Source organism: Flavobacterium sp. DG2-3 (genome assembly GCF_030730925.1).
In the GTDB taxonomy this organism is placed as follows: domain Bacteria; phylum Bacteroidota; class Bacteroidia; order Flavobacteriales; family Flavobacteriaceae; genus Flavobacterium.
Map to the genome: position 1 here is coordinate 171,353 of NZ_JAVAMB010000008.1, position 20,914 is coordinate 192,266.

A 20,914-nucleotide genomic window follows, 5' to 3' on the forward strand; every position below is an offset into this window, starting at 1 on the left:
TAAAATGAAAAAGATTGTAACATTAGTGAGTGTGGTGTTAATTGGTTTTGCTGCTAAAGCTCAAGATTCATCTCAAGGATTAAAAGGCGCTTGGTTTGCTACTTCTCAGTTTGGTTACCAGCAGACAAAAACTGGTGATGTAAAAGCAACGAATATTTCTGTATTGCCAATTGTTGGAACATTTGTAACTCCTTCTGTAGCTGTTGGAGCAGCAGTAGGATATATTAATATTAAAGCAGATTCAGATGCTGGAACAGCTGCAAAAACAGATTTAATTGTTATTCAGCCTTTGGTTAGAAAATATTGGAATGTAGCAGGTTCATTATATTTCTTTGGACAGGCAGCAATACCAGTTATCACCGGAAAAGAAAAAGAAAGCGATTTAAAAGTGAATCAAGTTGGTTTGTCTGTGTCTGGAGGGTTTGACTATTTTGTAACTAAAAACTTCTCTGTTGAGTTTTCTTATGATTTAGCAAACTTTACTTCTACAACATTGGATCCTAAAGTAGGAGAAAAAACTACAGTTACTAATTTTGGTTTAGCTCATGTAGCAAATGTTGAGCCATTGTACAATGGGGCTTTAGGCGGAAGTAATCCAACTTTAACTTCTCCAATTTCTGTAGGATTTAAATTCATATTCTAATTTTATTCTTTATTTGATTAACGTAAAATTCTATTTTAGTAATTTTACAAAAAAAAGACCGTGCTTTAAAGTACGGTCTTTTGATATTATTTAAAAAGTTTAAAATGCGAAATCAGTCTAAAGATCCTTTACACGGAATTACACTTCAAAAAATTGTCGAAACGCTAGTTGATTATTATGGTTTTGATACTTTAGGAGAATTAATTCCTGTCAAATGCTTTACTTCAAATCCGAGTGTAAAATCAAGTCTTACTTTCTTAAGAAAAACAGATTGGGCTCGTAAGAAAGTAGAAGAGCTTTATATTAAAACGCTTCCTAAGTTAAGTTGATCTTATAATTTATAAGAAATCATAACTCCTCCACGATACGGAAGCCATTCGCCACTTTTATTCCAGTGAACTGCTTTTTCATATCTTCCAGGAGTGCCGTCATTATAGTATCCGTGATAAAATCCTTGGTGCCATCCGCCACCAACAAAAAAGTCAAGCAAAAATTTGTCGTTTAATTTCAGATTGTAACCAACTGTAGCTCCAAGTCTGTATCCAAACCCATCTTCATAATGATTACTGTTCCAGTAATTCCATTTTTGCAATTCATATTTATCGGCTCCGATATGAGCTCCTGCATAAAAACCGTTATATTTTTCTTTAAAATGATAACGAACTTCAGGAGTAAAAGTGACAAGTTTCATAGGAGAATGTCCATTAAACGATTCCCAGAAAGAAGCCATAACATCTGCACTAAATGTAGTTTTTTCTCCAATACTGGTCTCTATTCCAATATTTGGAACTAATAATAGAGCAGTTGCTCCGTTAAATTTTACAAATGTCTGACTATGTAATTGAATACAAAATAAAAGAACAAGGAGGGCGGGTATTTTTTTCATAAATTTTGGAATTCAAAAACAGCTGTTTTTTGCTGATTTCGAGCGCAAATATAACTTATAACAAGAAACAATAATTCTTTATAAGATTATTTTAACAAGAATAAAAAGTTACTTTTCTAGTAATGAATAGATTACCTTGTCAAGAAATTTTCCTTCCCAAAACTCTGATTCTTTGAGATGTGCTTCTTTAATAAATCCGCATTTTTGTAATACTTTTTCAGAGGCATAATTTTTTGGATCAATTACCGCTTCAATAGAGTGTAATTTTAATTCTTTGAAGCCATAGTTTGTCAATGCATTTACTGCTTCTGGAACGATACCTTTGCCATGAGAATCAGAATTTAGAATATAGCCAATTTCTGATCGGTAATTTTCAAATTGTGTTCTGTAGAATCCAATTATTCCTAATAGTTTTGGATCTCCTTTAAGTCTAATCGCCCAATTTATGCCAATGTTCTTGTCGATATTTTCGTTAATGGTATTGATGTGAACCAATGCATCTTCATGATTTTTAGCCAAAGGACGGGGAATATATTTCATAATCTCTGGATTAGAACGTATTTCGAAAACTTCTTTTACATCAGTTTCATTAAGTCTGTCCAAGATCAAACGCTCTGTTTCTATTACTGGAAATGGATTAAAATTAAATTCTAACATTTTGTATATTATAATATAGTAATACTAAATTTCGCACTGAAATCTTTATTTTCATCCAATGTCAAAATCCCTTCTTTTTGATATAAATCGCCTGTATTTTCATCAGTGTCCGAATAACCAAGCCAAGGCTCGATACAAATAAAAGGCGCATTTTCTTTAGTCCAGATTCCTAAACTGGGAAAATCATGATACTCAACTTTTACATAAGGTTTTGAATCATTAAGAATAGTCAATGATTTTGATTCTAATGTTTTAAAAATTAAAGCATCATTTTTAAACAGCTCATAATTTAAAGGAACAATGCCATTCTTTGTTTCTAAAATTTTAGTTTGAGATGAAATCAAATCATTTTCAAGAAGATAATATTTTAAATTTTCTTCTTTTTCGAATCTAAAAGCATAATTTTCAAAATTGTCTGGAAGTGCAATTGCAGGATGTGCACCAATTGAAAAAGGCATTTTTTCTTTTCCGTTGTTGATTACTTTGTATTCAAGCTCCAAAGAGCTTTCATTAAGCGTATAAATAAGTTGCAATTCAAATTCAAAAGGATATTTTTCTAATGTTTCACTAGAAGATTTAAGAGAAAAAACGGCCTTGCTTTCGGTTTTTTCAATCAAATCAAATTCCATATCACGAGCAAAACCGTGACGTGGCAAATGATATTCTTTTTCACCGATTTTGTAAGTGTTATTTTTTAAAGTCCCTACAATAGGAAAAAGAACAGGCGAATGTTTGCCCCAAAAATCGGGATTGCCTTCCCAGATATATTCGTTGCTTTGATTGTCTTTTATCGAAAATAATTCGGCTCCTGCATGTTTGATTGAAGCCGTTAATATTGAATTTGAAATAGTTGTAGTCACGATGCTAGAATGTATAATGAATGTTTTTTATAGAGATGTAAATATATTTTATAAAATTTAGTTTTTTAAGAAAAAGACTAAATTATTTTATTAATAAAATTTTGCTAAAATTAAATTTATGTTTTGAAATTTCTCCGCAAATAGCTTTTTTTTTCATTAATTTGCTACATAAACAGCTAAAAATATGAAAAAGCAATCTGCGAAAGCCATTTTAACCGCGGCTTTATTTTTTGGGATTTCTTCAGTATGGGCGCAGGAAACTCCGTCAGCAACAAATCCAGTAAACAATTATAATTATCATGATGCCTTTGGACCTCATTTTTACACCAAAAATGCTACAAGTACTCGTACTGCAAGCGGAGAACCAGGAGTAGAGTACTGGCAAAATAGAGCCGATTATCAGATTACGGCAAAATTAAATGGAAATACCAACGAAATTGTAGGGACAGATGAAATTACCTATACGAATAATAGTCCTCAAAAATTATCATTTCTTTGGCTGAATTTAGACCAAAACTTATTTAAAGAAGATTCTAGAGGAAATGCGCTTGTCCCTTTAACGGGAAGCCGTAACGGAGCTCAAGGACAAGTCTTTGACGGTGGAAATAAAATTAAATCGGTAAAAGTAATTTCTGGCGGAAAAACTAAGACTGAAACAGTTGCGAAGTATATAGTTACAGATACGAGAATGCAGATTTTCCTTCCTCAGGAATTGGCTGCAAAAGGAGGTTCTGTAAAGATTAAAATTGAATTCTCTTTCATTGCGCCTTTTGAAGGATCGGATAGAATGGGAGTTTTAGAAACTAAAAACGGAAAAATCTTCACTATTGCACAATGGTATCCGCGTATGTGTGTATACGATGATGTGAGAGGCTGGAATACAGCTCCATATTTAGGTGCTTCAGAGTTTTATTTAGAATATGGAGATTTTGATGTAAAACTTACAGTTCCTGGAAATCATTATGTTGTGGCTTCTGGAGAACTGTTAAACGGGCAGGAAGTGTTTTCTGCTGAGCAATTAAAAAGATACAAAGACGCTTCTAACAGCGACAAAACAGTTATGATTCGTACTGCAGATGAAGTAAATTCTACTGCAAACGCAAATGCTGGAACTGAAAAAACTTGGCATTATAAAATCAAAAATGCTCGTGATTTCTCTTGGGCATCATCTCCAGCTTTCATTTTAGATGGAGCAAAAATTAATCTTCCGAGCGGTAAAAAATCTTTAGCATTATCTGCTTATCCTGTTGAAAGTGATGGACGAGATGGTTACGGACGTTCTACAGAATATGTAAAAGCATCTATCGAACATTATTCTAAACAATGGTTTGAATATCCTTATCCAGCAGCGACAAACGTTGCAGGAAACGAAGGGGGAATGGAATATCCTGGAATTGTTTTCTGCGGATGGAAATCTAAAGGAGCTGATTTATGGGGAGTTACAGATCACGAATTTGGACATATCTGGTTCCCAATGATTGTAGGTTCAAACGAAAGATTATTTGCATGGATGGATGAAGGATTTAATACTTTTATTAATTCATTAAGTACTGCAGCTTTTAATAATGGCGAATACAAAGAACAACCAACAGATTTGCACGAAATGGCAGAACCATTTACAAGACCTGATCTAGAAACGATTATGAGTTCTCCTGATAATATGAAGGAAGCTAATATTGGCATGTTGTGCTACTTTAAGCCAAGTGCAGGTTTGGTAATTTTAAGAGAACAAATTTTAGGAAAAGAGCGTTTTGATACTGCTTTTAGAACTTATATCCAGCGTTGGGCTTACAAACATCCGCAACCAGATGATTTCTTTAGAAGTATGGAAAATGTAGCTGGAGAAGATCTAAGCTGGTTCTGGAGAAGCTGGTATGTAAACAATTGGCGTTTTGACCAAGGTGTTAACTCGGTTAAATATGTAAAAAATGATCCGGCAAAAGGGGCCGTAATTACAGTTGAAAATTTTGATAAAATGCCAATGCCGATTGTTTTGGATGTAAAATCAAAAAGCGGAAAAGTATCTAGAGTTAATATCCCTGTAGAAATCTGGCAAAGAAACAATTCTTGGTCTTTCAAACACAATTCTACAGAAGAAATTGAAAGCATCACGTTAGATCCAGACCATGCTTTTCCAGATAACAATACGTCTAATAATGTTTGGAAAGCGGGAAGCGGAAAAATTGAAAAAGACATTATTCTAGACGGATACTTAGGTAATTATGTTACTACTAAGTCTCCTTTGACAATTGAATTGACAGAGAAAAACAGTGTTTTAAATGCAGAACTTCCAAACTATCCTAAATTTGCGTTAACTCCTGTTGCAAATGAAAAAGATACATTTGAATCCAAAAGAGCAGGATTGAAATTTAAATTTAACGAAGCTAAAACAGGTTTCGATATGACGCTTATAGATAATGGACAAGTAATTCCATTTACGAAAAAGTAAAATTTTAAAAATATAAAATATTCAGAACCCGATAATTAGAAATAATTATCGGGTTTTGTTTTATGAGTATATTCACAAAACGTCAAAAAAATGTTAGAATTTAATTTTTTTGTTTTGTAAATAAAAAAATAATGTACTTTTGCACCGATGAATAAAATAAGTTTACATATAACTTCTTTGTCACGGACAAACTCACCGATTACTTCTCCCGAAGTACGGACACTATCTCTATAGTATCCACTGAGTTTTATAGCCGTATATTTATTCATATCCTTTTTTCATTTTGAAATCACATAATTTGTCCATTGGACAAACATATCCTAAAACTATATATAATTTTGTAAATTTTCTTGATCAAGTTTTTGATTTTGAGAGTGTTACTTCTTTTTTGTCTATTTTTATCGGATTCAATTCTGGATTTCAATCTAAACAATACATTTTAATTTTTAACGCTAAACTTCAATTATTGAAATGAAGATCTCTATTGTTGTTACCCAGGAAGAACACTTCAAATTCGCACAAGAAATCTGCGATACGATAGAATCATCTGCTTTGTTAAGAGGCACGGGGATTGCTAAAAGAACTCCTGAGTATATTCAGAAAAAAATGGTAAACGGTGATGCGATGATTGCACTGGCTGATGGAAAGTTTGCAGGTTTTTGCTACATAGAAAGCTGGCAGCACGGAAAATTTGTGGCGCATTCGGGATTAATCGTTCATCCAGATTACAGAAGCCATGGATTGGCTAAAAAGATAAAATCTAAAGTATTTGATTACTCTTTAAAAAGATTTCCAGATGCTAAAATATTCGGAATTACAACTGGTTTGGCGGTTATGAAAATTAACTCAGAATTAGGTTATAAACCAGTCCCTTTCTCAGAATTAACAACCGATCCGAGTTTTTGGGCTGGCTGTAAAACCTGTACCAATTTCCCAATTTTACAAAGCAAAGAAAACAAAATGTGTCTTTGTACAGGGATGTTATACGACCCGAAAGAAAAACAAAAAACACCTCCAAGACATCCTTTTAATGAGGCTGTTTTGAGCAGACTTAAAAAAATTAAACAAGCTTTATTTTTAAATAAAATAATTGCATTTTTTGTTTAACCAATTAATTAGAAAAAATCTCAAACTGCTACATACGAAAGTATTAGCCTAAATTATAAAAAATGAAAAAAGTAGTATTAGCTTATAGCGGAGGATTAGATACCTCGTATTGTTTGAAATATTTAAAAAATGAAAAAGGATACGAAGTTCACACTGTTCTTGTAGATACAGGAGGATTTTCTGCTGAAGAATTAACAGCTATTGAATCAAGAGCTTACGAGTTAGGTAGTGCGCAACATGCTAACTTAACTATCGTTGACAAATATTATGATAAAGCAATAAAATATTTGATTTTCGGAAATGTATTAAAAAACAATACGTATCCGTTATCAGTAAGTGCAGAGCGTGTTTTTCAAGCAATTGAGGCTATAAAATATGCTAAAAAAGTTGGTGCAAGTGCAATCGCTCACGGAAGTACAGGTGCAGGAAATGACCAAATTCGTTTCGATTTGATTTTTCAAACCATCGCTCCAGAAATCGAAATTATTACGCCGATTAGAGATTTAAAACTTTCTAGACAAGAAGAAGTTGATTATTTGGCTCAAAACGGAGTTCACTATTCTTGGGAAAAAGCGCAATATTCTATCAATAAAGGACTTTGGGGAACAAGTGTTGGAGGTAAAGAAACTTTAACTTCTGGACAGCCATTACCAAGCGAAGCGTATCCTTCACAATTACAAAAAGAAGGTGAAGAGAAAGTAACGCTTCATTTTGAACAAGGAGAATTAGTTGGACTTAACGGAAAAACAGATAAGCCTTCAAATAATATTGTTGAGCTTGAAAAATTAGCAAACGCTTACGCAATTGGTAGAGATATTCACGTTGGAGATACGATTATCGGAATTAAAGGAAGAGTTGGTTTTGAAGCTGCTGCTCCGTTAATTATCATCAAAGCGCACCATTTATTAGAGAAACATACTTTAGGAAAATGGCAGCAATACTGGAAAGAACAGTTAGGAAACTGGTACGGAATGTTATTTCACGAAGGTCAATTCCTTGATCCAGTGATGAGAAACATCGAAACTTTCCTTCAAGACACACAAAAAACAGTAAACGGAACTGTTACGGTTTCATTAAAACCATACCATTTCTCACTTGACGGAATCGAATCTGAAAATGATTTAATGAATACAGGTTTCGGTCAATACGGCGAAATGAATAATGCTTGGACATCCGAAGATGCGAAAGGATTTATTAAGATTTTAGGAAATGCTCAAAATATTTTCTCATCTGTAAACAAATTAGATCATGATTAATATCGGAATTATTGGTGGTTCGGGCTACACAGCTGGAGAACTCATCAGAATTTTAATGTATCATCCCAAAGTAAACATCGATTTTGTTTACAGTACAACAAACGCTGGAAAACCGCTTTCTGTGGCGCACCACGATTTAATGGGAGATATCGAAATGAACTTTACTGATGAAATCAATCCAAATGTGAATGTGGTATTCTTGTGTTTAGGACACGGAAAATCGATTTCATTTTTGAAAGAAAATCAGTTTGCTGGCCATACTAAAATCATTGATTTAGGAAATGATTTCAGATTGAACAAAGATGCTCATTTTGAAGGAAAAGATTTTGTTTACGGTCTTCCGGAAATCAATAAAGCCGAAATCAAAAAAGCAGATTATATCGCCAATCCAGGTTGTTTTGCAACTGCTATTCAGTTGGCATTATTACCTTTAGCTAAAGACGGATTGCTGAATAATGATGTTCATATTAATGCAACAACGGGTTCGACAGGAGCGGGAGTTGGTCTTGCTGAAACTTCTCATTTTAGCTGGAGAAATAACAATTTTTCTCATTACAAAGCTTTTGAGCATCAACATTTAGGTGAAATCACTGAAAGTCTGGTGCAATTGCAGGATGATTTTGACAGTGAATTGCTTTTTATTCCGAACCGAGGAGATTTTCCAAGAGGAATTTTTGCAACGCTTTACACGAAATCAGACGATAGTTTAGAAACTTTAGTAGCAAAATATCAGGAGTTCTATAAAAATGAGCCTTTTGTAACGGTTACAACGACTAACATCAATATGAAACAAGTTGTACAAACCAACAAATGCATTATTAGTTTGTTGAAAAAAGGAAACCGAGTTCTCATAACATCAATTATCGATAACTTAACCAAAGGAGCTTCAGGACAAGCGATTCAAAACATGAATTTAATGTTCGGATTAGAAGAAACCACAGGTTTGCATTTGAAACCAATCGGATTTTAATTTTTAAGTTTCAAGTTTAAAGTTTCAGGTTCCACGTTCTGTACGTGACTTGAAATGAATAAAAAGAAACATAACTAGTTTTTAGTTTTAAAGTTTCAGTTTTCACATTCAGTGAGCAACTTGAAACATGAAACCTGAAACAAAATAAACAAAACACAAATGAACTTATTCAACGTTTACCCATTATACGACATTACTCCAGTAAAAGCAGTTGACTGCACCATTATTGACGACAAAGGAGTAGAATATTTAGATTTATACAGCGGACATGGAGTAATTTCCATCGGACATACACAGCCAGATTATGTGGCTAAATTGAAAAATCAAATCGATAATTTAGGATTTTATTCGAATGCGATTCAGAATCCTTTACAGGTAGAATTGGCTCAAAAACTTGGAAAGCTTTCAGGTTTAGAAGATTATGAATTATTTTTATGCAGTTCTGGAGCTGAAGCAAACGAAAATGCTTTAAAATTAGCTTCTTTTCATAACGGAAAATCAAGAGTTGTGGCTTTTCATAATTCTTTCCACGGAAGAACTTCTGCAGCCGTTGCCGTTACCGATAATACAAAGATTGTAGCGCCAATTAATGCCCAGCAAGAAGTTACTTTTTTACCTTTAAATCAAATCAAATTAGTTGAAGCTGAATTAGCAAAAGGCGATGTTACGGCAGTAATTATCGAAGGAATTCAAGGAGTTGGAGGTTTAGACCAAGGAACAACGGAATTTTTTCAGGCTTTAGAAAAAGCATGTAAAAAACACGATGTAGTTTTAATTTTAGACGAAGTACAATCAGGATACGGAAGAAGCGGGAAATTCTTCGCTTTCCAGCACCACGGAATCAATGCTGATATTATTTCAGTTGCAAAAGGAATGGGGAACGGATTTCCGGTTGGAGCGATTTTAATTTCTCCAAAATTCGAAGCAAGTTTCGGTTTATTAGGAACGACTTTTGGCGGAAGCCATTTGTCTTGTGCAGCAGGAATCGCCGTTTTAGATGTAATTGAAAAATTGGATTTGCAGAAAAATGTAAATGAGGTTTACGAGTATTTCTTAGAAAAAATCAAAGAAGTTGAAGGCATCAAACAAGTAAAAGGAAAAGGATTAATGCTTGGAGTAGAGTTTGATTTTGACGTAGCCACTTTAAGAAAGAAATTAATTATTGAAAAACATATTTTTACAGGAAGTGCCAACAACAAAAATCTATTGAGAATTTTGCCGCCGTTAACGGTGAAAAAAGCGGATATTGATACGTTTGTAAAAGCGTTGAAAGAAAGTTTAGAAGAATTAAAAAATTAATTCGCATTAAACCTGACGGGTTTTTAAAACCCGTCAGGTTTAGAAACGCAAAGTATAGTTTTCTAATAGGTTTTCAAACCTTTTAGAATACAATAGTTTCGAAAGAAACAACCAAAAAACAACCAACCCACTTGAAAAAATGAAACCATTATCAATTGAAACGCGCAATGCGGTTTTGCGGACCATGGCAAAACTGGTCGAACAGGAGCGGAATCAGATTATTTTGACCAATCAAGAAGATTTAGCTGACTACGACGGTTCTGATCTTGCGATGGAAGAGCGCCTGAAAGTAGATGATAAAAAAGTAGATGAAATGATTCTGTCATTAAATCAGTTGGCATCTCAGGAAGATCCCGTTGGAGTAGAGCGCTTTCATTTTACACACGATAATGGAATCAAAGTCATCAATAAAACTGCCGCTTTTGGAAGGATTCTGATTATTTACGAATCTCGTCCCGATGTAACCATTGAAGCCGGCGGAATCGCTTTTAAATCCGGAAATAAGATTTTATTAAAAGGAGGAAAAGAGTCCTTAAAATCCAATTTAAAAATCGTAAGTCTTTGGCACAAAGCCTTAGAAGAAAATAAAGTTTCGAAAGACTGGGTTGAATATCTGAATTATAACAGACAAGAAACTCAGGCATTTTTAGAAAAACCAACACAGAAAGTAGATTTAATTGTTCCGAGAGGAGGAGAAAAATTAATCGAATTTGTAAAAGCTCACGCTACTTGCCCGGTAATCGTAAGCGGACGCGGGAATAATTTTGTTTACGTTCATAAAGATGCTGATACCGATTTGGCTTTAAAAGTAATTTTGAATGCTAAAACGGCTAAAATTTCAGCTTGCAACGCAGTTGATAAAGTTTTAATTGATCCAAAACTTCCGAATTTTGAAGGTTTTACATCGATGCTAATCGAAACATTAAAAGAAAAAAATGTTGAAATTATCGTTGATAAATCACTTGAAAATTTTGAAGATACCGAAACACTTCAAAACGAAGATATTTGGTACGAAGAGTTTTTAGATTATAAAATCGTAATTGGGACTATTGGTTCTGATGAAGATGCAATCGACATGATTAATAAATACTGCGGAGGACATTCGGCAGCAATTATTACAAGAGATAATGATGTGGCCAAACAGTTTATGGAATCTATAGATGCCGCTGCTGTTTACCAAAATGCTTCAACCCGATTTACAGACGGCGGACAATTTGGACTTGGTGGAGAATTAGCAATCAGTACCGATAAATTGCATCAACGAGGTCCGATTGGTTTACAGCATTTGGTAACCAATAAATGGTATGTTTACGGAGAAGGACAGATACGCTAATTGAGATAATTAGAAAATTGAGGCAATTAGATAATTAGGAAATTTTAGATTGCAGATTTTAGACTTTAGATTGTGAATTATTAATTCTTAGATTTTTAAATTTATTATTGAGGTTCAATTGGAATTTGGAATTTAAAATATTGGAATTTAATTATAAAAACTTAGTGCCTTAGCGCCTTCGTGGCAAAAAGAAAAGACATGGCAAAAAAACGGATTTTATTAAAAATAGGAAGTAACACCTTAACAAAGGAAACTAATCATATTTCGCGGGGAAAGATAGAAGACCTTGGAGTGCAGATTGCTGCTTTAAACGACGAATATGAATTTATCATCGTAAGTTCGGGAGCCATTGCGGCGGCAAAGCAATTTGTAAAGCTGGATAATCAGGATAAAGATGTCTTTGTCAAACAGGCTTTAGCTTCTATCGGACAGCCTCATTTAATGCGGATTTACAATGAGAATTTTAAGGATTTAGGATTAAATACTTCACAGTGTTTACTTTCTTATTCTGATTTTGAAAAAGAACAGACCAAAAAGAACATTGTAAACACCATTAATGTATTAGTCAAAAACAATTACATTCCGATTATCAATGAAAATGATACGGTGGCGACAGATGAGATTCGGTTTGGAGATAATGACAAATTAGCTGCTTTAACAGCGGTTCTTTTAAATGTTGATATTCTGATAATTGCGACTAACACGAACGGGATTTACACCAAAGAATCGATTCATAATGAAAATCCGGAAACCATAAAATTAGTTGAAGATTTAAAATCTCTGGAAAAAGAAATCGGAGATTCAAAATCCTCACACGGAACAGGAGGAATGCAGTCGAAAATCGAAGCCGCAGGTATCGCAAAAGCAGCCAATATAGAAACCTGGATCGTCAACGGATTAAATGATAATTTTATTTTAAACGCATTAGAAGATAAAATTCCATTTACAAAAATAATTTAATGAGTCAATTAGATAATTAGAAAATGTCACAATTATCTAATTACCTAATTATCAAATTTTCTAATTAAAAAAACATGAACTACATCTCAATAAAAGAAATCAACTCATTATCAAAATGGGTAAAACAAGCGATCAAAATCAAAAAGAATCCGCTTAAAAATCAAAGTTTAGGAAAGAATAAAACATTAGGAATGTTATTCTTCAATCCAAGTTTAAGAACGCGTTTGAGTACTCAAAAAGCGGCTATGAACTTAGGAATGAACGTTATGGTAATGAACTTTACCAATGAAGGCTGGACGTTAGAATTTGAAGACGGAGCAGTTATGAATTCTGGTGCTTCAGAACATATTAAAGAAGCTGCTGAAGTAGTTTCTCAATATTGTGATATCATCGCAATTCGTGCTTTTGCAGGTTTAGTTGATAAAGAAAAAGATTATGCTGAAACTGTAATTTCAGGATTCTTAAAATACGCTACAGTGCCAATCGTAAATATGGAAAGTGCAATACGTCACCCTCTTCAGTCTTTAGCAGATGCGATTACGATGGAAGAATTCAAACCTAGACATAAAAACAAACAAAAAGTAGTTTTGTCTTGGGCACCGCATCCAAAAGCGTTACCACAGGCAGTAGCAAATTCATTCGTAGAAATGATGCAAATGCAGAAAGATATGGATTTTGTAATCACACACCCAGAAGGTTACGAACTAAGCCCTGAAATTACAAAAGACTGCCAAATCGAATACGATCAAGACAAAGCTTTTGAAAACGCTGATTTCGTTTACGTAAAAAACTGGAGTAACTTCAACGATTACGGAAAAGTAACGAATTCAGATCCAAACTGGACGGTTACAGCAGAGAAAATGGCTTTAACCAATAACGGAAAATTCATGCACTGCCTTCCAGTTCGTCGTAATGTAATTGTAAGTGACGAAGTTTTAGATGGCGAAAACTCAATTGTAATTGAGCAGGCAAATAACAGAACGTATTCGGCACAATTAGTTTTACAGAAAATCCTTAAAAAGCTATAGCTTTTTAAAGCTTCTAAGGTTCTAAGCTACTAAGCTGCTAAGAGCCTTTGTCAAGAAAAAAGCTTAGAATCTTAGAACCTTAGCATCTTAGCACCTTATGAAGGTATCAGTAATAAAAATTGGTGGAAACATCATCGACAATCCCGTAGAATTAGAGCAGTTTTTAACTGATTTTTCTAAAATTGAAGGGCATAAAGTATTAGTTCACGGCGGTGGAAAATCGGCTACAAAAATGGCGCAGAGTATTGGTTTAGTACCGCAAATGATTGATGGACGCCGAATTACCGATGCTCCGATGTTGGATATTGTTGTAATGATTTACGCAGGGCAAATCAACAAACATATTGTGGCGCAATTGCAAGCAAAAGACAATAATGCAATCGGATTTTCTGGAGCTGACGGGAATTTAATTCAGTCAACAAAAAGAAATCATCCAACAATTGATTACGGATTTGTGGGCGATGTAAAACAGGTTAATACAAAACTATTAGCGACATTGCTTGAAACTGGAATTGTTCCTGTTTTCTGTGCAATTACACACGACAAAAACGGACAATTATTAAACACAAATGCTGATACAATTGCAAGTGAATTATCAATTGCATTATCTGAAGTTTTTGAAGTAACACTTACTTACTGTTTTGAAAAACAAGGTGTTTTGCAGGATTCAGAAGACGATTCATCTGTAATTACGGAAATCAACGAAAAATTATACAATAAACTAAAAGAAGAAAAAGTAATTCATTCGGGAATGATTCCGAAACTAGATAACTGCTTCAATAGTTTATCAAGAGGCGTGCAGAAAATCAAAATTGGGCATCACAGAATGCTTCAAAATGCAGATGTTCCGCATACCACAATTACGTTATAAAAAAGTTGCCACAAATTGACGTTAATTCTCTCTGTTGAAAGAGAAAATAATTTTAGGTTTACATTAAAAAAATCATTTTGATTTTAAATCTGTAACAAAAAAACAATTTGCGAAAAGTCGTGTAATTAGTGGCAAAAAAATAGAGCGCACAAGGTATTTTAAATAAATTTGCGCAAGTAAAAATGGTCATAGGAAAGCTTAAAAACTTTGTTCCTTTGAACCTTTGAATCTTATTAAAATGAAAAATATAGATACGCTTACCAAAGAAGCCATTCAATTATTAAGAAATCTGATTGAAACGCCTTCATTCTCAAGTGAAGAAGACCAAACAGCTCTTTTGATAGAGAATTGGTTTAATCAGAATGAAATTCCGTTCAAGAGAGAAAATAACAATGTGTGGGCTTTCAATAAATATTTTGACGAAAATAAACCAACACTTTTATTAAACTCACATCACGATACTGTACGACCGAATCAGGCTTACACTAACGATCCCTTTAAAGCAATCGAAAAAGACGGTAAATTATTTGGTTTAGGAAGTAATGATGCAGGAGGATGTTTAGTTTCGCTTTTAGCTACATTTGTTCATTTTTACGAAAACCAAAACTTATCACATAATATTGTTATTGTAGCTTCCGCTGAGGAAGAAAGCAGTGGTAAAAACGGTTTAAACAGTGTTTTAAAACATTTACCAGAATTGGATTGTGCAATTGTGGGCGAACCAACTTTAATGCAATTGGCTGTGGCCGAAAAAGGACTTTTAGTTTTAGATGTAAAAGTAAAAGGAACTGCAAGCCATGCTGCGCATCAAAACGATGATAACGCTTTATACAAATCAATTCCGGTAATGGAATGGTTTAAAAATTATAAATTTGACAAAATCTCAGACGTTTTAGGTCCCGTAAAAATGACCGTAACACAGATCAATGCTGGAAAACAACACAATGTTGTTCCGTCAGAATGTGATTTAGTTGTTGACATTCGCGTAACAGATCGCTATACCAATGCGGAAATTCTGGAGGTTGTAAAAGCCAACGTAAATGCCGAAGTAACACCAAGATCAATGCATTTAAATGCTTCGTCAATTCCAATTGCACACGGTTTGGTTCAAGCTGGAATTGCATTAGGAAGAACAACTTATGGCTCACCAACACTTTCAGATCAATCCGTTTTAAGCTGTCAGTCTTTAAAATTAGGGCCTGGAGAAACATTACGTTCGCATTCAGCAGACGAATTTATTTTTGTAAACGAAATAGAAGAAGGAGTTGATTTGTATATTAAGATACTAACAGGTTTCTTCAAATTATAAGAAAAGAAAACTGCCACGAATTCACGAATTGTTTTTTTACTATCTAGTATTAATTCGAATTAATTCGAAAAAAATAATCACAAAGATTTGAAAAAATAATTAGTGAATTCGTGGCGAAAAAAATAAAGCCTATGAAACTTTGGGAAAAAGGAATACCAACAGATAAACAAATCGAGCAATTTACCGTTGGAAACGACCGTGAACTTGATTTGGTTTTAGCAAAATACGATGCTTTAGGTTCAATTGCCCATGCAAAAATGCTTGGACAAATCGGATTATTAACCGAAGAAGAAACAACTTCTCTAGTTGATGCTTTAAACGAAATTATTGCCGATATCGTAGTTGGAAATTTCGAAATCGAAGACAGTTTTGAAGACGTTCATTCTAAAATCGAATATCTGTTAACAGAAAAACTAGGCGATGCTGGAAAGAAAATCCACACTGCGCGTTCTCGTAATGATCAGGTTTTAGTTGACGTTCATTTATATCTAAAAGACGAATTAAAAGCCATTAAAGAGCAAGTGAAAACGCTTTTTGATCTGTTAATGGAATCGGCTGAAAAATATAAAGATGTTTTATTGCCAGGTTATACGCATTTGCAAATTGCAATGCCGTCATCTTTCGGAATGTGGTTTTCTGCTTACGCTGAAAGTTTGATTGATGATATCACAATGCTGAATGCAGCTTCTAAAATTGTAGATCAGAATCCGTTAGGATCTGCAGCAGGTTACGGAAGTTCATTCCCAATCGATAGAACATTTACAACAAAAGAACTAGGTTTCGAAACTTTAAAATACAATGCCGTTGCTGCGCAAATGAGTCGTGGAAAAGCAGAAAAAACAGTTGCTTTTGCGATGACAAGCGTTGCAGGAACATTGTCAAAATTTGCTATGGACGTTTGTCTGTATATGAGCCAGAATTTTGATTTTATCGGACTTCCAGCGCATCTTACAACAGGATCGAGCATTATGCCTCACAAGAAAAATCCAGATGTTTTCGAATTGATCAGAGGAAAATGTAACAAGATTCAGGCGCTTCCTTACGAGATTACTTTAATTACAAATAATCTCCCAAGTGGTTATCACAGAGATTTACAGCTTTTGAAAGAAGGTTTGTTTCCTGCGATTCAAACATTGAAAGCTTGTTTGGATATCGCCATTTTTTCTATCAAAGATATTACGGTAAAAGAAGGTATTTTAGAAGATAAAAAATACGATTATTTATTTACAGTTGATACTTTAAACGAAATGGTAGTAGACGGAATGCCGTTTAGAGATGCTTACAAAGCCGTAGCAGAACAATTGGAAGAAGGAACTTATAAATCTCCTAAAGCAACCAAACACACGCATGAGGGAAGTATCAATAATTTATGCCTTAGCGATATAAAGGATAAAATGGATAACAGCTTTTTAATGTAAATAAAAGCAATATAAAAAAAACAAAAGGTCATTGATTTTTCAATGACCTTTTGTTTTATAGTAAGTTTAGTTTTTTACCAGTTTAAAAGTTTTGCTTCTGTTTTCGATCTGAACTTTACAAATGTATATGCCTTTAGAAAGATTTCCAACATTCAACTCTAATTTTTCATCAGGAGACACATTTTTTTGGTGCGAATATACTTTTGATCCATTTGAAGAAAACAAATCTACTTCGGCAAAACCATTGTCAGCACTAGAAAAATCAATATTCAAAAGTTTATTAATAACAGAAGGATAATATTTCAGATCTAAGTTATTGATATTGTCGTTTAAGCCTAAATTATTGCAACTTGTAGATAATACACCTTGAGCTGTAACTTGAAGTGTTGCTCCAGAGCCGCAAGAAGGGTTTGAAATATATCCAGCAACATTGGTAATAGGTAAAACAGAATAATTGTAAGCAGGTTTTGTTACTGTTGTTCCCGAATTTGCTGGCGCATTTAAGCAATCTGCAAAAGCAATTCCGATTGTACCGCCATCTGTGCTAACATAATTTTTAAATGCAGTTCCTATTTTAGCAAAATCGGTTCCTTCAACATAACAGGTCGTATTGTTGTTTCCTCCGCCTAAACCAATTGCCAGTGAACCTGAAACCGACGTATTGTAGTAGCAGTTTAAAATATGAAGTTCGGCATTTCTCGCTCTTGGCATTCGTTCTTTACAGCCTTCAGCCCAATAGCAATTTTTAAATGTAATACTATAATGACCATCTGCTGGAGCATCAGTTTTAGACGAACCAATTAAATCAGAAAAACGGTGATCATCAGCTCCTCCTGGACCACCAGCTTTTGGAGCTTTCAGGTAAATAAATTTGCACCAAGAAACCGTAACATTATCAGCAGCGCCTTTATTGTCAAAATTGCCATCTGTTCCGTCTTGAAATTCACAATGATCAACCCATAGATTTGTAGCTTCAGAAGTTAGATTATCGCGTCCATCTGTATCATAGGCGCCAGGCCCTTCAAAAATTAAATTTCTAATGATTACATTGTTAGATCCAGCTTTTAAATTTAAAATTCCAGAACCAGAAGCCGTTTGATCAAGGTTGATTAAACGCGCTCCGGGAAGTCCAATGATAGTTTTGTCATTTACTTGTACGCTCGTATATGTACAGTTTATTGTTCCCGAAACTAGAATAACTTGCGGAGTGGTTAATTTTAATTTAGCAGTTAAATCAGTTAATGTAGTAACCGTTATGGGAGTTGCGCTTCCGCCTCCAGTAGCTGCTGCTCCAAATCCTTCTGGGGTACTCATATAATAATTCTGAGCAAACAAAAAGGAGCAAGGCAAAAGCAAGGCTAATAAAATAAGTTTTGTTTTCATTTAAGTGTGGTTTTTTGTGGTTTCAATAAGCAAATGTAATCGATTGCACAAATGTAAAAGAATAAAAATAATTTCAAATTAATTTGAGCAATATTTTATGTTTTAGTAGTTGAAAACAAGAGAGTTGTAAGTGTTGTTTTTACACTAATATATGCTCTTTCATTTAAAACTTTTACAGCAAGAATTGTACAAAATTTACAAAATTTAAAAAACAAGTATTTTCATCCTAAAATACTTATATTTGAAAACCACAACCTAATTAACCAATGAAAAAATTTGACAGCCAGCTGACTCAAAATCTTTTTGATAAAGGCTTGATTACCGAAAATCAGTTTGATGAAGTTAAAACATATCGAAGTCTGAATATCTTTTCGCTTAATGCAGAATTAAAACTTTTTTTATACCTGTCTGTATTGTTATTTACTTCAGGAATTGGAATTTTAATATATGAGAATATTGATTCAATAGGGCATATTGCTATTCTATCGTTGCTTTTGATTGTTATAGCAGTTTGCTTTTTTTATTGTGTTAAATATTCAAAAGGCTTTCAGAAAGAGGAAACCACTTTTGAACATCCTGTTCTAGAATATTTGGTTCTGGCGGGCAATATTCTGACTTGTATTTTTATCGGATATCTTCAATTTCAGTACAAACCTTTCGGAGAACATTACGGATTAGCAACGTTGGTTCCCACAATAGTGAGTTTCTTTTGTGCTTATTATTTTGACAATAGAAGTGTTTTAACGATCGCGATTACTGGTTTAGCGGCTTATGTTGGACTTTCGGTAACGCCTCAAACTTTGTTAGATAACAATGATTTTTACGCCAGCCAGAGTTTAAGTTATTCTGCTGTAATGCTTGGCGTATTATTGATTTTATGGACGATTTACAGTCAGCGAATTTCACTCAAAACACATTTCGGTTTAATTTTTCTCACTTTTGCGCTTCATATTATAAGCATTGCTTCAATTAGTAATTTAACCAATTATGATATTCTTACCTGGATGGTTTTTGGAGTTATTTTAGCAGGTTCTACTTATTATTTTTATAAAGCTAGTTACGATCAGAAAGCAATGTCTCTTTATGTATTTATGATTTTATACGCTTATATAGGCGGAAATATTTTTGTGTTTAGAATATTTGAAAATGTTGATTTCTCAGACTTTTGGGAAATATTTATTTTACTATTGCCAGCTTATTTCGTCGCTTCAATTGTAATTTTTATAAAACTAATTAAAAACTTTCATAAAGAAATTTCAGAATGATAGCATACGATAAAAAAGTATTAGATAATGAAGCTTTAATTGATGAAGCTGCTTCTTTGTATAATGGAGGTTTTATTAGTAAAGACCAAAAGAAATTTATAGAAAAAGAATTGGAAACTCTTAAAGACCAGAAAAATATTCTGGTTAGAATTGGTTTCTTTTTGCTAGGAGCATTATTGTTCGGATCGATTTGTGGTGCGATTACTATATTCGGGGTGAGTTCCGAGCGCATATTTTTTCAAATCTGCTGTTATATTTTTGCGATAGTTGGATTTGCAGGAGCTGAATTGCTTGCTTCAAAAAATTTTCATAATCACGGTTTAGATGATGCTTTTATTCTAGGGGCGCTTTTAAATGTCGGATTTGCAATAGGAATTACAACAGAAGGCTACGAAATAATCATAGCGATTTTTGTTACTATTGCAGCATTGCTTATGTTTTTAAGGTATTTGCATGTATTGTCAATGCTAGTTTTTTGTATTGCTATAACTGCTTTTTTGTTTTTTGGAATGTTTGAATTCGGAGAAATAGGAAAAGCTATTTTACCATTTACAGCGGCGATTTTTGCTGGAGGTTTTTATTTTTTTACAAAAAAAATAATCGACCGTTTGACTCAAAATTATTACTATAACGGACTTTTATTAGCAAATAGTTTTTGTCTCGTTTTATTTTATCTTTCTTGTAATTATTTGATTGTAAGAGAACTTTCTGTAGAGCTTTTAGGGACAGATGTAAAACCGGGAACCGATATTCCGTTTGCATTTTTCTTTTATGCCTTTACTTTTATAGTTCCAATAATTTATTTGGTTCAAGCTTTGAGAACAAAAGACCGATTAATGCTTTGGATTAGCTTTTTGGCTATTGCATTTTCAATTTATACGATTAGATTTTATTATTCGGTTTTACCGATAGAAGTGGCGCTAACAATTGGAGGCGCGGTTTTATTTGCAATCGCTTATTTTTCAATTAAAAAATTAAAAGAAAAAGAAAGCGGATTAACTTTTAAACCCGATAGAATCAATCATACAGATTCGTTGCTAAATGCCGAAGCTTTAGTTGTAGCTTCAACTTTCGGAATGAAACCAGAAGTAAAACCGCAAGCTTCTCCAATGGAATTTGGAGGTGGAGGTTTTAGCGGAGGCGGTTCAGATGGAAGCTATTAGAATTATGAATTATGAATTTATTTTTAAAGAGCATTTAATTCATAACTCATAATTCAT

At 33.6% G+C, this 20,914-nt stretch carries 20 protein-coding genes; 15 read left to right on the forward strand and 5 right to left on the reverse strand.

Translation table 11 applies throughout. The features are described 5' to 3' along the window. The first annotated feature begins 4 nt into the window (after positions 1 to 4). Positions 5 to 643, forward strand: coding sequence for a hypothetical protein (locus tag Q9Q97_RS13200; protein WP_306157763.1), 639 nt, complete (start codon positions 5 to 7; stop codon positions 641 to 643). A 104-nt stretch (positions 644 to 747) separates the two neighbouring features. Beyond that, positions 748 to 972 carry a VF530 family protein gene (locus tag Q9Q97_RS13205; protein ID WP_306157765.1) on the forward strand — a complete coding sequence of 75 codons (225 nt, stop codon included), beginning with the start codon at positions 748 to 750 and terminating at the stop codon, positions 970 to 972. Between the two features lie 2 nt (positions 973 to 974). Here Q9Q97_RS13205 and Q9Q97_RS13210 read toward each other — a convergent pair whose 3' ends face one another. From Q9Q97_RS13210 to Q9Q97_RS13220, 3 genes are all read right to left on the reverse strand, one after another. After that, entirely contained in the window at positions 975 to 1,529 is a 555-nt protein-coding gene (locus Q9Q97_RS13210) for a DUF3575 domain-containing protein (protein WP_306157767.1), read from the reverse strand. Positions 1,530 to 1,637: 108 nt separating this feature from the next. Beyond that, positions 1,638 to 2,186: a GNAT family N-acetyltransferase gene (locus Q9Q97_RS13215; RefSeq protein WP_306157770.1), complete on the reverse strand. Its 549-nt coding sequence runs from the start codon at positions 2,184 to 2,186 to the stop codon at positions 1,638 to 1,640. Positions 2,187 to 2,194: 8 nt separating this feature from the next. Further along, positions 2,195 to 3,046 (reverse strand): aldose 1-epimerase family protein, encoded by an 852-nt coding sequence (locus tag Q9Q97_RS13220; protein ID WP_306157772.1) that lies wholly within the window; start codon positions 3,044 to 3,046, stop codon positions 2,195 to 2,197. Positions 3,047 to 3,230: 184 nt separating this feature from the next. Between Q9Q97_RS13220 and Q9Q97_RS13225 the strand changes: the two genes are divergently transcribed. Next, complete coding sequence (locus Q9Q97_RS13225; protein ID WP_306157774.1) at positions 3,231 to 5,495, forward strand: M1 family metallopeptidase; 2,265 nt, start codon at positions 3,231 to 3,233, stop codon at positions 5,493 to 5,495. A 35-nt stretch (positions 5,496 to 5,530) separates the two neighbouring features. Here Q9Q97_RS13225 and Q9Q97_RS13230 read toward each other — a convergent pair whose 3' ends face one another. Beyond that, a complete protein-coding gene (locus tag Q9Q97_RS13230) occupies positions 5,531 to 5,764 on the reverse strand; it encodes a hypothetical protein (RefSeq protein WP_306157777.1) in 234 nt (77 codons plus the stop codon). A gap of 202 nt (positions 5,765 to 5,966) precedes the next feature. On the opposite strand from Q9Q97_RS13230, the gene Q9Q97_RS13235 reads away from it, so the two are divergent. The 10 genes from Q9Q97_RS13235 (at position 5,967) to argH (ending at position 17,046) form a co-directional block, all read left to right on the forward strand. Beyond that, positions 5,967 to 6,602 carry a GNAT family N-acetyltransferase gene (locus Q9Q97_RS13235; RefSeq protein ID WP_306157778.1) on the forward strand — a complete coding sequence of 212 codons (636 nt, stop codon included), beginning with the start codon at positions 5,967 to 5,969 and terminating at the stop codon, positions 6,600 to 6,602. Between the two features lie 62 nt (positions 6,603 to 6,664). After that, the gene (locus tag Q9Q97_RS13240; RefSeq protein WP_306157780.1) at positions 6,665 to 7,858 is read left to right on the forward strand and encodes an argininosuccinate synthase; all 1,194 of its coding nucleotides are present in this window, start codon (positions 6,665 to 6,667) and stop codon (positions 7,856 to 7,858) included. After that, the gene (argC, locus tag Q9Q97_RS13245) at positions 7,851 to 8,828 is read left to right on the forward strand and encodes an N-acetyl-gamma-glutamyl-phosphate reductase (RefSeq protein WP_306157782.1); all 978 of its coding nucleotides are present in this window, start codon (positions 7,851 to 7,853) and stop codon (positions 8,826 to 8,828) included. Before Q9Q97_RS13240 ends, argC begins: the two co-directional genes overlap by 8 nt. 159 nt (positions 8,829 to 8,987) lie before the next feature. Beyond that, positions 8,988 to 10,127 carry an aspartate aminotransferase family protein gene (locus Q9Q97_RS13250; protein WP_306157783.1) on the forward strand — a complete coding sequence of 380 codons (1,140 nt, stop codon included), beginning with the start codon at positions 8,988 to 8,990 and terminating at the stop codon, positions 10,125 to 10,127. 139 nt (positions 10,128 to 10,266) lie between these two features. Next, positions 10,267 to 11,460, forward strand: coding sequence for a glutamate-5-semialdehyde dehydrogenase (locus Q9Q97_RS13255; RefSeq protein ID WP_371878216.1), 1,194 nt, complete (start codon positions 10,267 to 10,269; stop codon positions 11,458 to 11,460). Between the two features lie 198 nt (positions 11,461 to 11,658). Beyond that, positions 11,659 to 12,420, forward strand: a complete 762-nt coding sequence (proB, locus tag Q9Q97_RS13260; RefSeq protein ID WP_306157785.1) for a glutamate 5-kinase — start codon at positions 11,659 to 11,661, stop codon at positions 12,418 to 12,420. A 74-nt stretch (positions 12,421 to 12,494) separates the two neighbouring features. Next, positions 12,495 to 13,448 (forward strand): N-acetylornithine carbamoyltransferase, encoded by a 954-nt coding sequence (locus Q9Q97_RS13265; protein ID WP_306157787.1) that lies wholly within the window; start codon positions 12,495 to 12,497, stop codon positions 13,446 to 13,448. A gap of 97 nt (positions 13,449 to 13,545) precedes the next feature. Next, positions 13,546 to 14,319: an acetylglutamate kinase gene (gene argB / locus Q9Q97_RS13270; RefSeq protein ID WP_306157789.1), complete on the forward strand. Its 774-nt coding sequence runs from the start codon at positions 13,546 to 13,548 to the stop codon at positions 14,317 to 14,319. A 238-nt stretch (positions 14,320 to 14,557) separates the two neighbouring features. Further along, the gene (locus Q9Q97_RS13275; RefSeq protein WP_125722920.1) at positions 14,558 to 15,628 is read left to right on the forward strand and encodes a M20 family metallo-hydrolase; all 1,071 of its coding nucleotides are present in this window, start codon (positions 14,558 to 14,560) and stop codon (positions 15,626 to 15,628) included. Positions 15,629 to 15,759: 131 nt separating this feature from the next. Then, positions 15,760 to 17,046: an argininosuccinate lyase gene (argH, locus tag Q9Q97_RS13280; RefSeq protein ID WP_306157791.1), complete on the forward strand. Its 1,287-nt coding sequence runs from the start codon at positions 15,760 to 15,762 to the stop codon at positions 17,044 to 17,046. Between the two features lie 66 nt (positions 17,047 to 17,112). Here the strand turns inward: argH and Q9Q97_RS13285 are convergent, their stop codons facing one another. Next, positions 17,113 to 18,429, reverse strand: coding sequence for a T9SS type A sorting domain-containing protein (locus Q9Q97_RS13285; RefSeq protein ID WP_306157793.1), 1,317 nt, complete (start codon positions 18,427 to 18,429; stop codon positions 17,113 to 17,115). A 266-nt stretch (positions 18,430 to 18,695) separates the two neighbouring features. Between Q9Q97_RS13285 and Q9Q97_RS13290 the strand changes: the two genes are divergently transcribed. Next, on the forward strand, positions 18,696 to 19,694 hold the full coding sequence (locus Q9Q97_RS13290; RefSeq protein WP_306157795.1) for a DUF2157 domain-containing protein: 999 nt from the start codon (positions 18,696 to 18,698) through the stop codon (positions 19,692 to 19,694). Continuing rightward, complete coding sequence (locus Q9Q97_RS13295; RefSeq protein WP_306157797.1) at positions 19,691 to 20,857, forward strand: hypothetical protein; 1,167 nt, start codon at positions 19,691 to 19,693, stop codon at positions 20,855 to 20,857. Before Q9Q97_RS13290 ends, Q9Q97_RS13295 begins: the two co-directional genes overlap by 4 nt. Positions 20,858 to 20,914 lie beyond the last annotated feature (57 nt).

What these genes read in the sequence shown, in the direction of transcription:
- Q9Q97_RS13210 (WP_306157767.1), bottom strand. Translation starts at nt 1,529, where the DNA reads ATGAAAAAAATACCCGCCCTCCTTGTTCTTTTATTTTGTATTCAATTA.
- proB (WP_306157785.1), top strand. Translation starts at nt 11,659, where the DNA reads ATGGCAAAAAAACGGATTTTATTAAAAATAGGAAGTAACACCTTAACA.
- Q9Q97_RS13240 (WP_306157780.1), top strand. Translation starts at nt 6,665, where the DNA reads ATGAAAAAAGTAGTATTAGCTTATAGCGGAGGATTAGATACCTCGTAT.
- Q9Q97_RS13265 (WP_306157787.1), top strand. Translation starts at nt 12,495, where the DNA reads ATGAACTACATCTCAATAAAAGAAATCAACTCATTATCAAAATGGGTA.
- Q9Q97_RS13290 (WP_306157795.1), top strand. Translation starts at nt 18,696, where the DNA reads ATGAAAAAATTTGACAGCCAGCTGACTCAAAATCTTTTTGATAAAGGC.
- Q9Q97_RS13200 (WP_306157763.1), top strand. Translation starts at nt 5, where the DNA reads ATGAAAAAGATTGTAACATTAGTGAGTGTGGTGTTAATTGGTTTTGCT.
- Q9Q97_RS13250 (WP_306157783.1), top strand. Translation starts at nt 8,988, where the DNA reads ATGAACTTATTCAACGTTTACCCATTATACGACATTACTCCAGTAAAA.
- Q9Q97_RS13230 (WP_306157777.1), bottom strand. Translation starts at nt 5,764, where the DNA reads ATGAATAAATATACGGCTATAAAACTCAGTGGATACTATAGAGATAGT.
- Q9Q97_RS13285 (WP_306157793.1), bottom strand. Translation starts at nt 18,429, where the DNA reads ATGAAAACAAAACTTATTTTATTAGCCTTGCTTTTGCCTTGCTCCTTT.
- argB (WP_306157789.1), top strand. Translation starts at nt 13,546, where the DNA reads ATGAAGGTATCAGTAATAAAAATTGGTGGAAACATCATCGACAATCCC.
- Q9Q97_RS13275 (WP_125722920.1), top strand. Translation starts at nt 14,558, where the DNA reads ATGAAAAATATAGATACGCTTACCAAAGAAGCCATTCAATTATTAAGA.
- Q9Q97_RS13225 (WP_306157774.1), top strand. Translation starts at nt 3,231, where the DNA reads ATGAAAAAGCAATCTGCGAAAGCCATTTTAACCGCGGCTTTATTTTTT.
- Q9Q97_RS13205 (WP_306157765.1), top strand. Translation starts at nt 748, where the DNA reads ATGCGAAATCAGTCTAAAGATCCTTTACACGGAATTACACTTCAAAAA.
- Q9Q97_RS13295 (WP_306157797.1), top strand. Translation starts at nt 19,691, where the DNA reads ATGATAGCATACGATAAAAAAGTATTAGATAATGAAGCTTTAATTGAT.
- argH (WP_306157791.1), top strand. Translation starts at nt 15,760, where the DNA reads ATGAAACTTTGGGAAAAAGGAATACCAACAGATAAACAAATCGAGCAA.
- Q9Q97_RS13255 (WP_371878216.1), top strand. Translation starts at nt 10,267, where the DNA reads ATGAAACCATTATCAATTGAAACGCGCAATGCGGTTTTGCGGACCATG.
- Q9Q97_RS13235 (WP_306157778.1), top strand. Translation starts at nt 5,967, where the DNA reads ATGAAGATCTCTATTGTTGTTACCCAGGAAGAACACTTCAAATTCGCA.
- argC (WP_306157782.1), top strand. Translation starts at nt 7,851, where the DNA reads ATGATTAATATCGGAATTATTGGTGGTTCGGGCTACACAGCTGGAGAA.
- Q9Q97_RS13215 (WP_306157770.1), bottom strand. Translation starts at nt 2,186, where the DNA reads ATGTTAGAATTTAATTTTAATCCATTTCCAGTAATAGAAACAGAGCGT.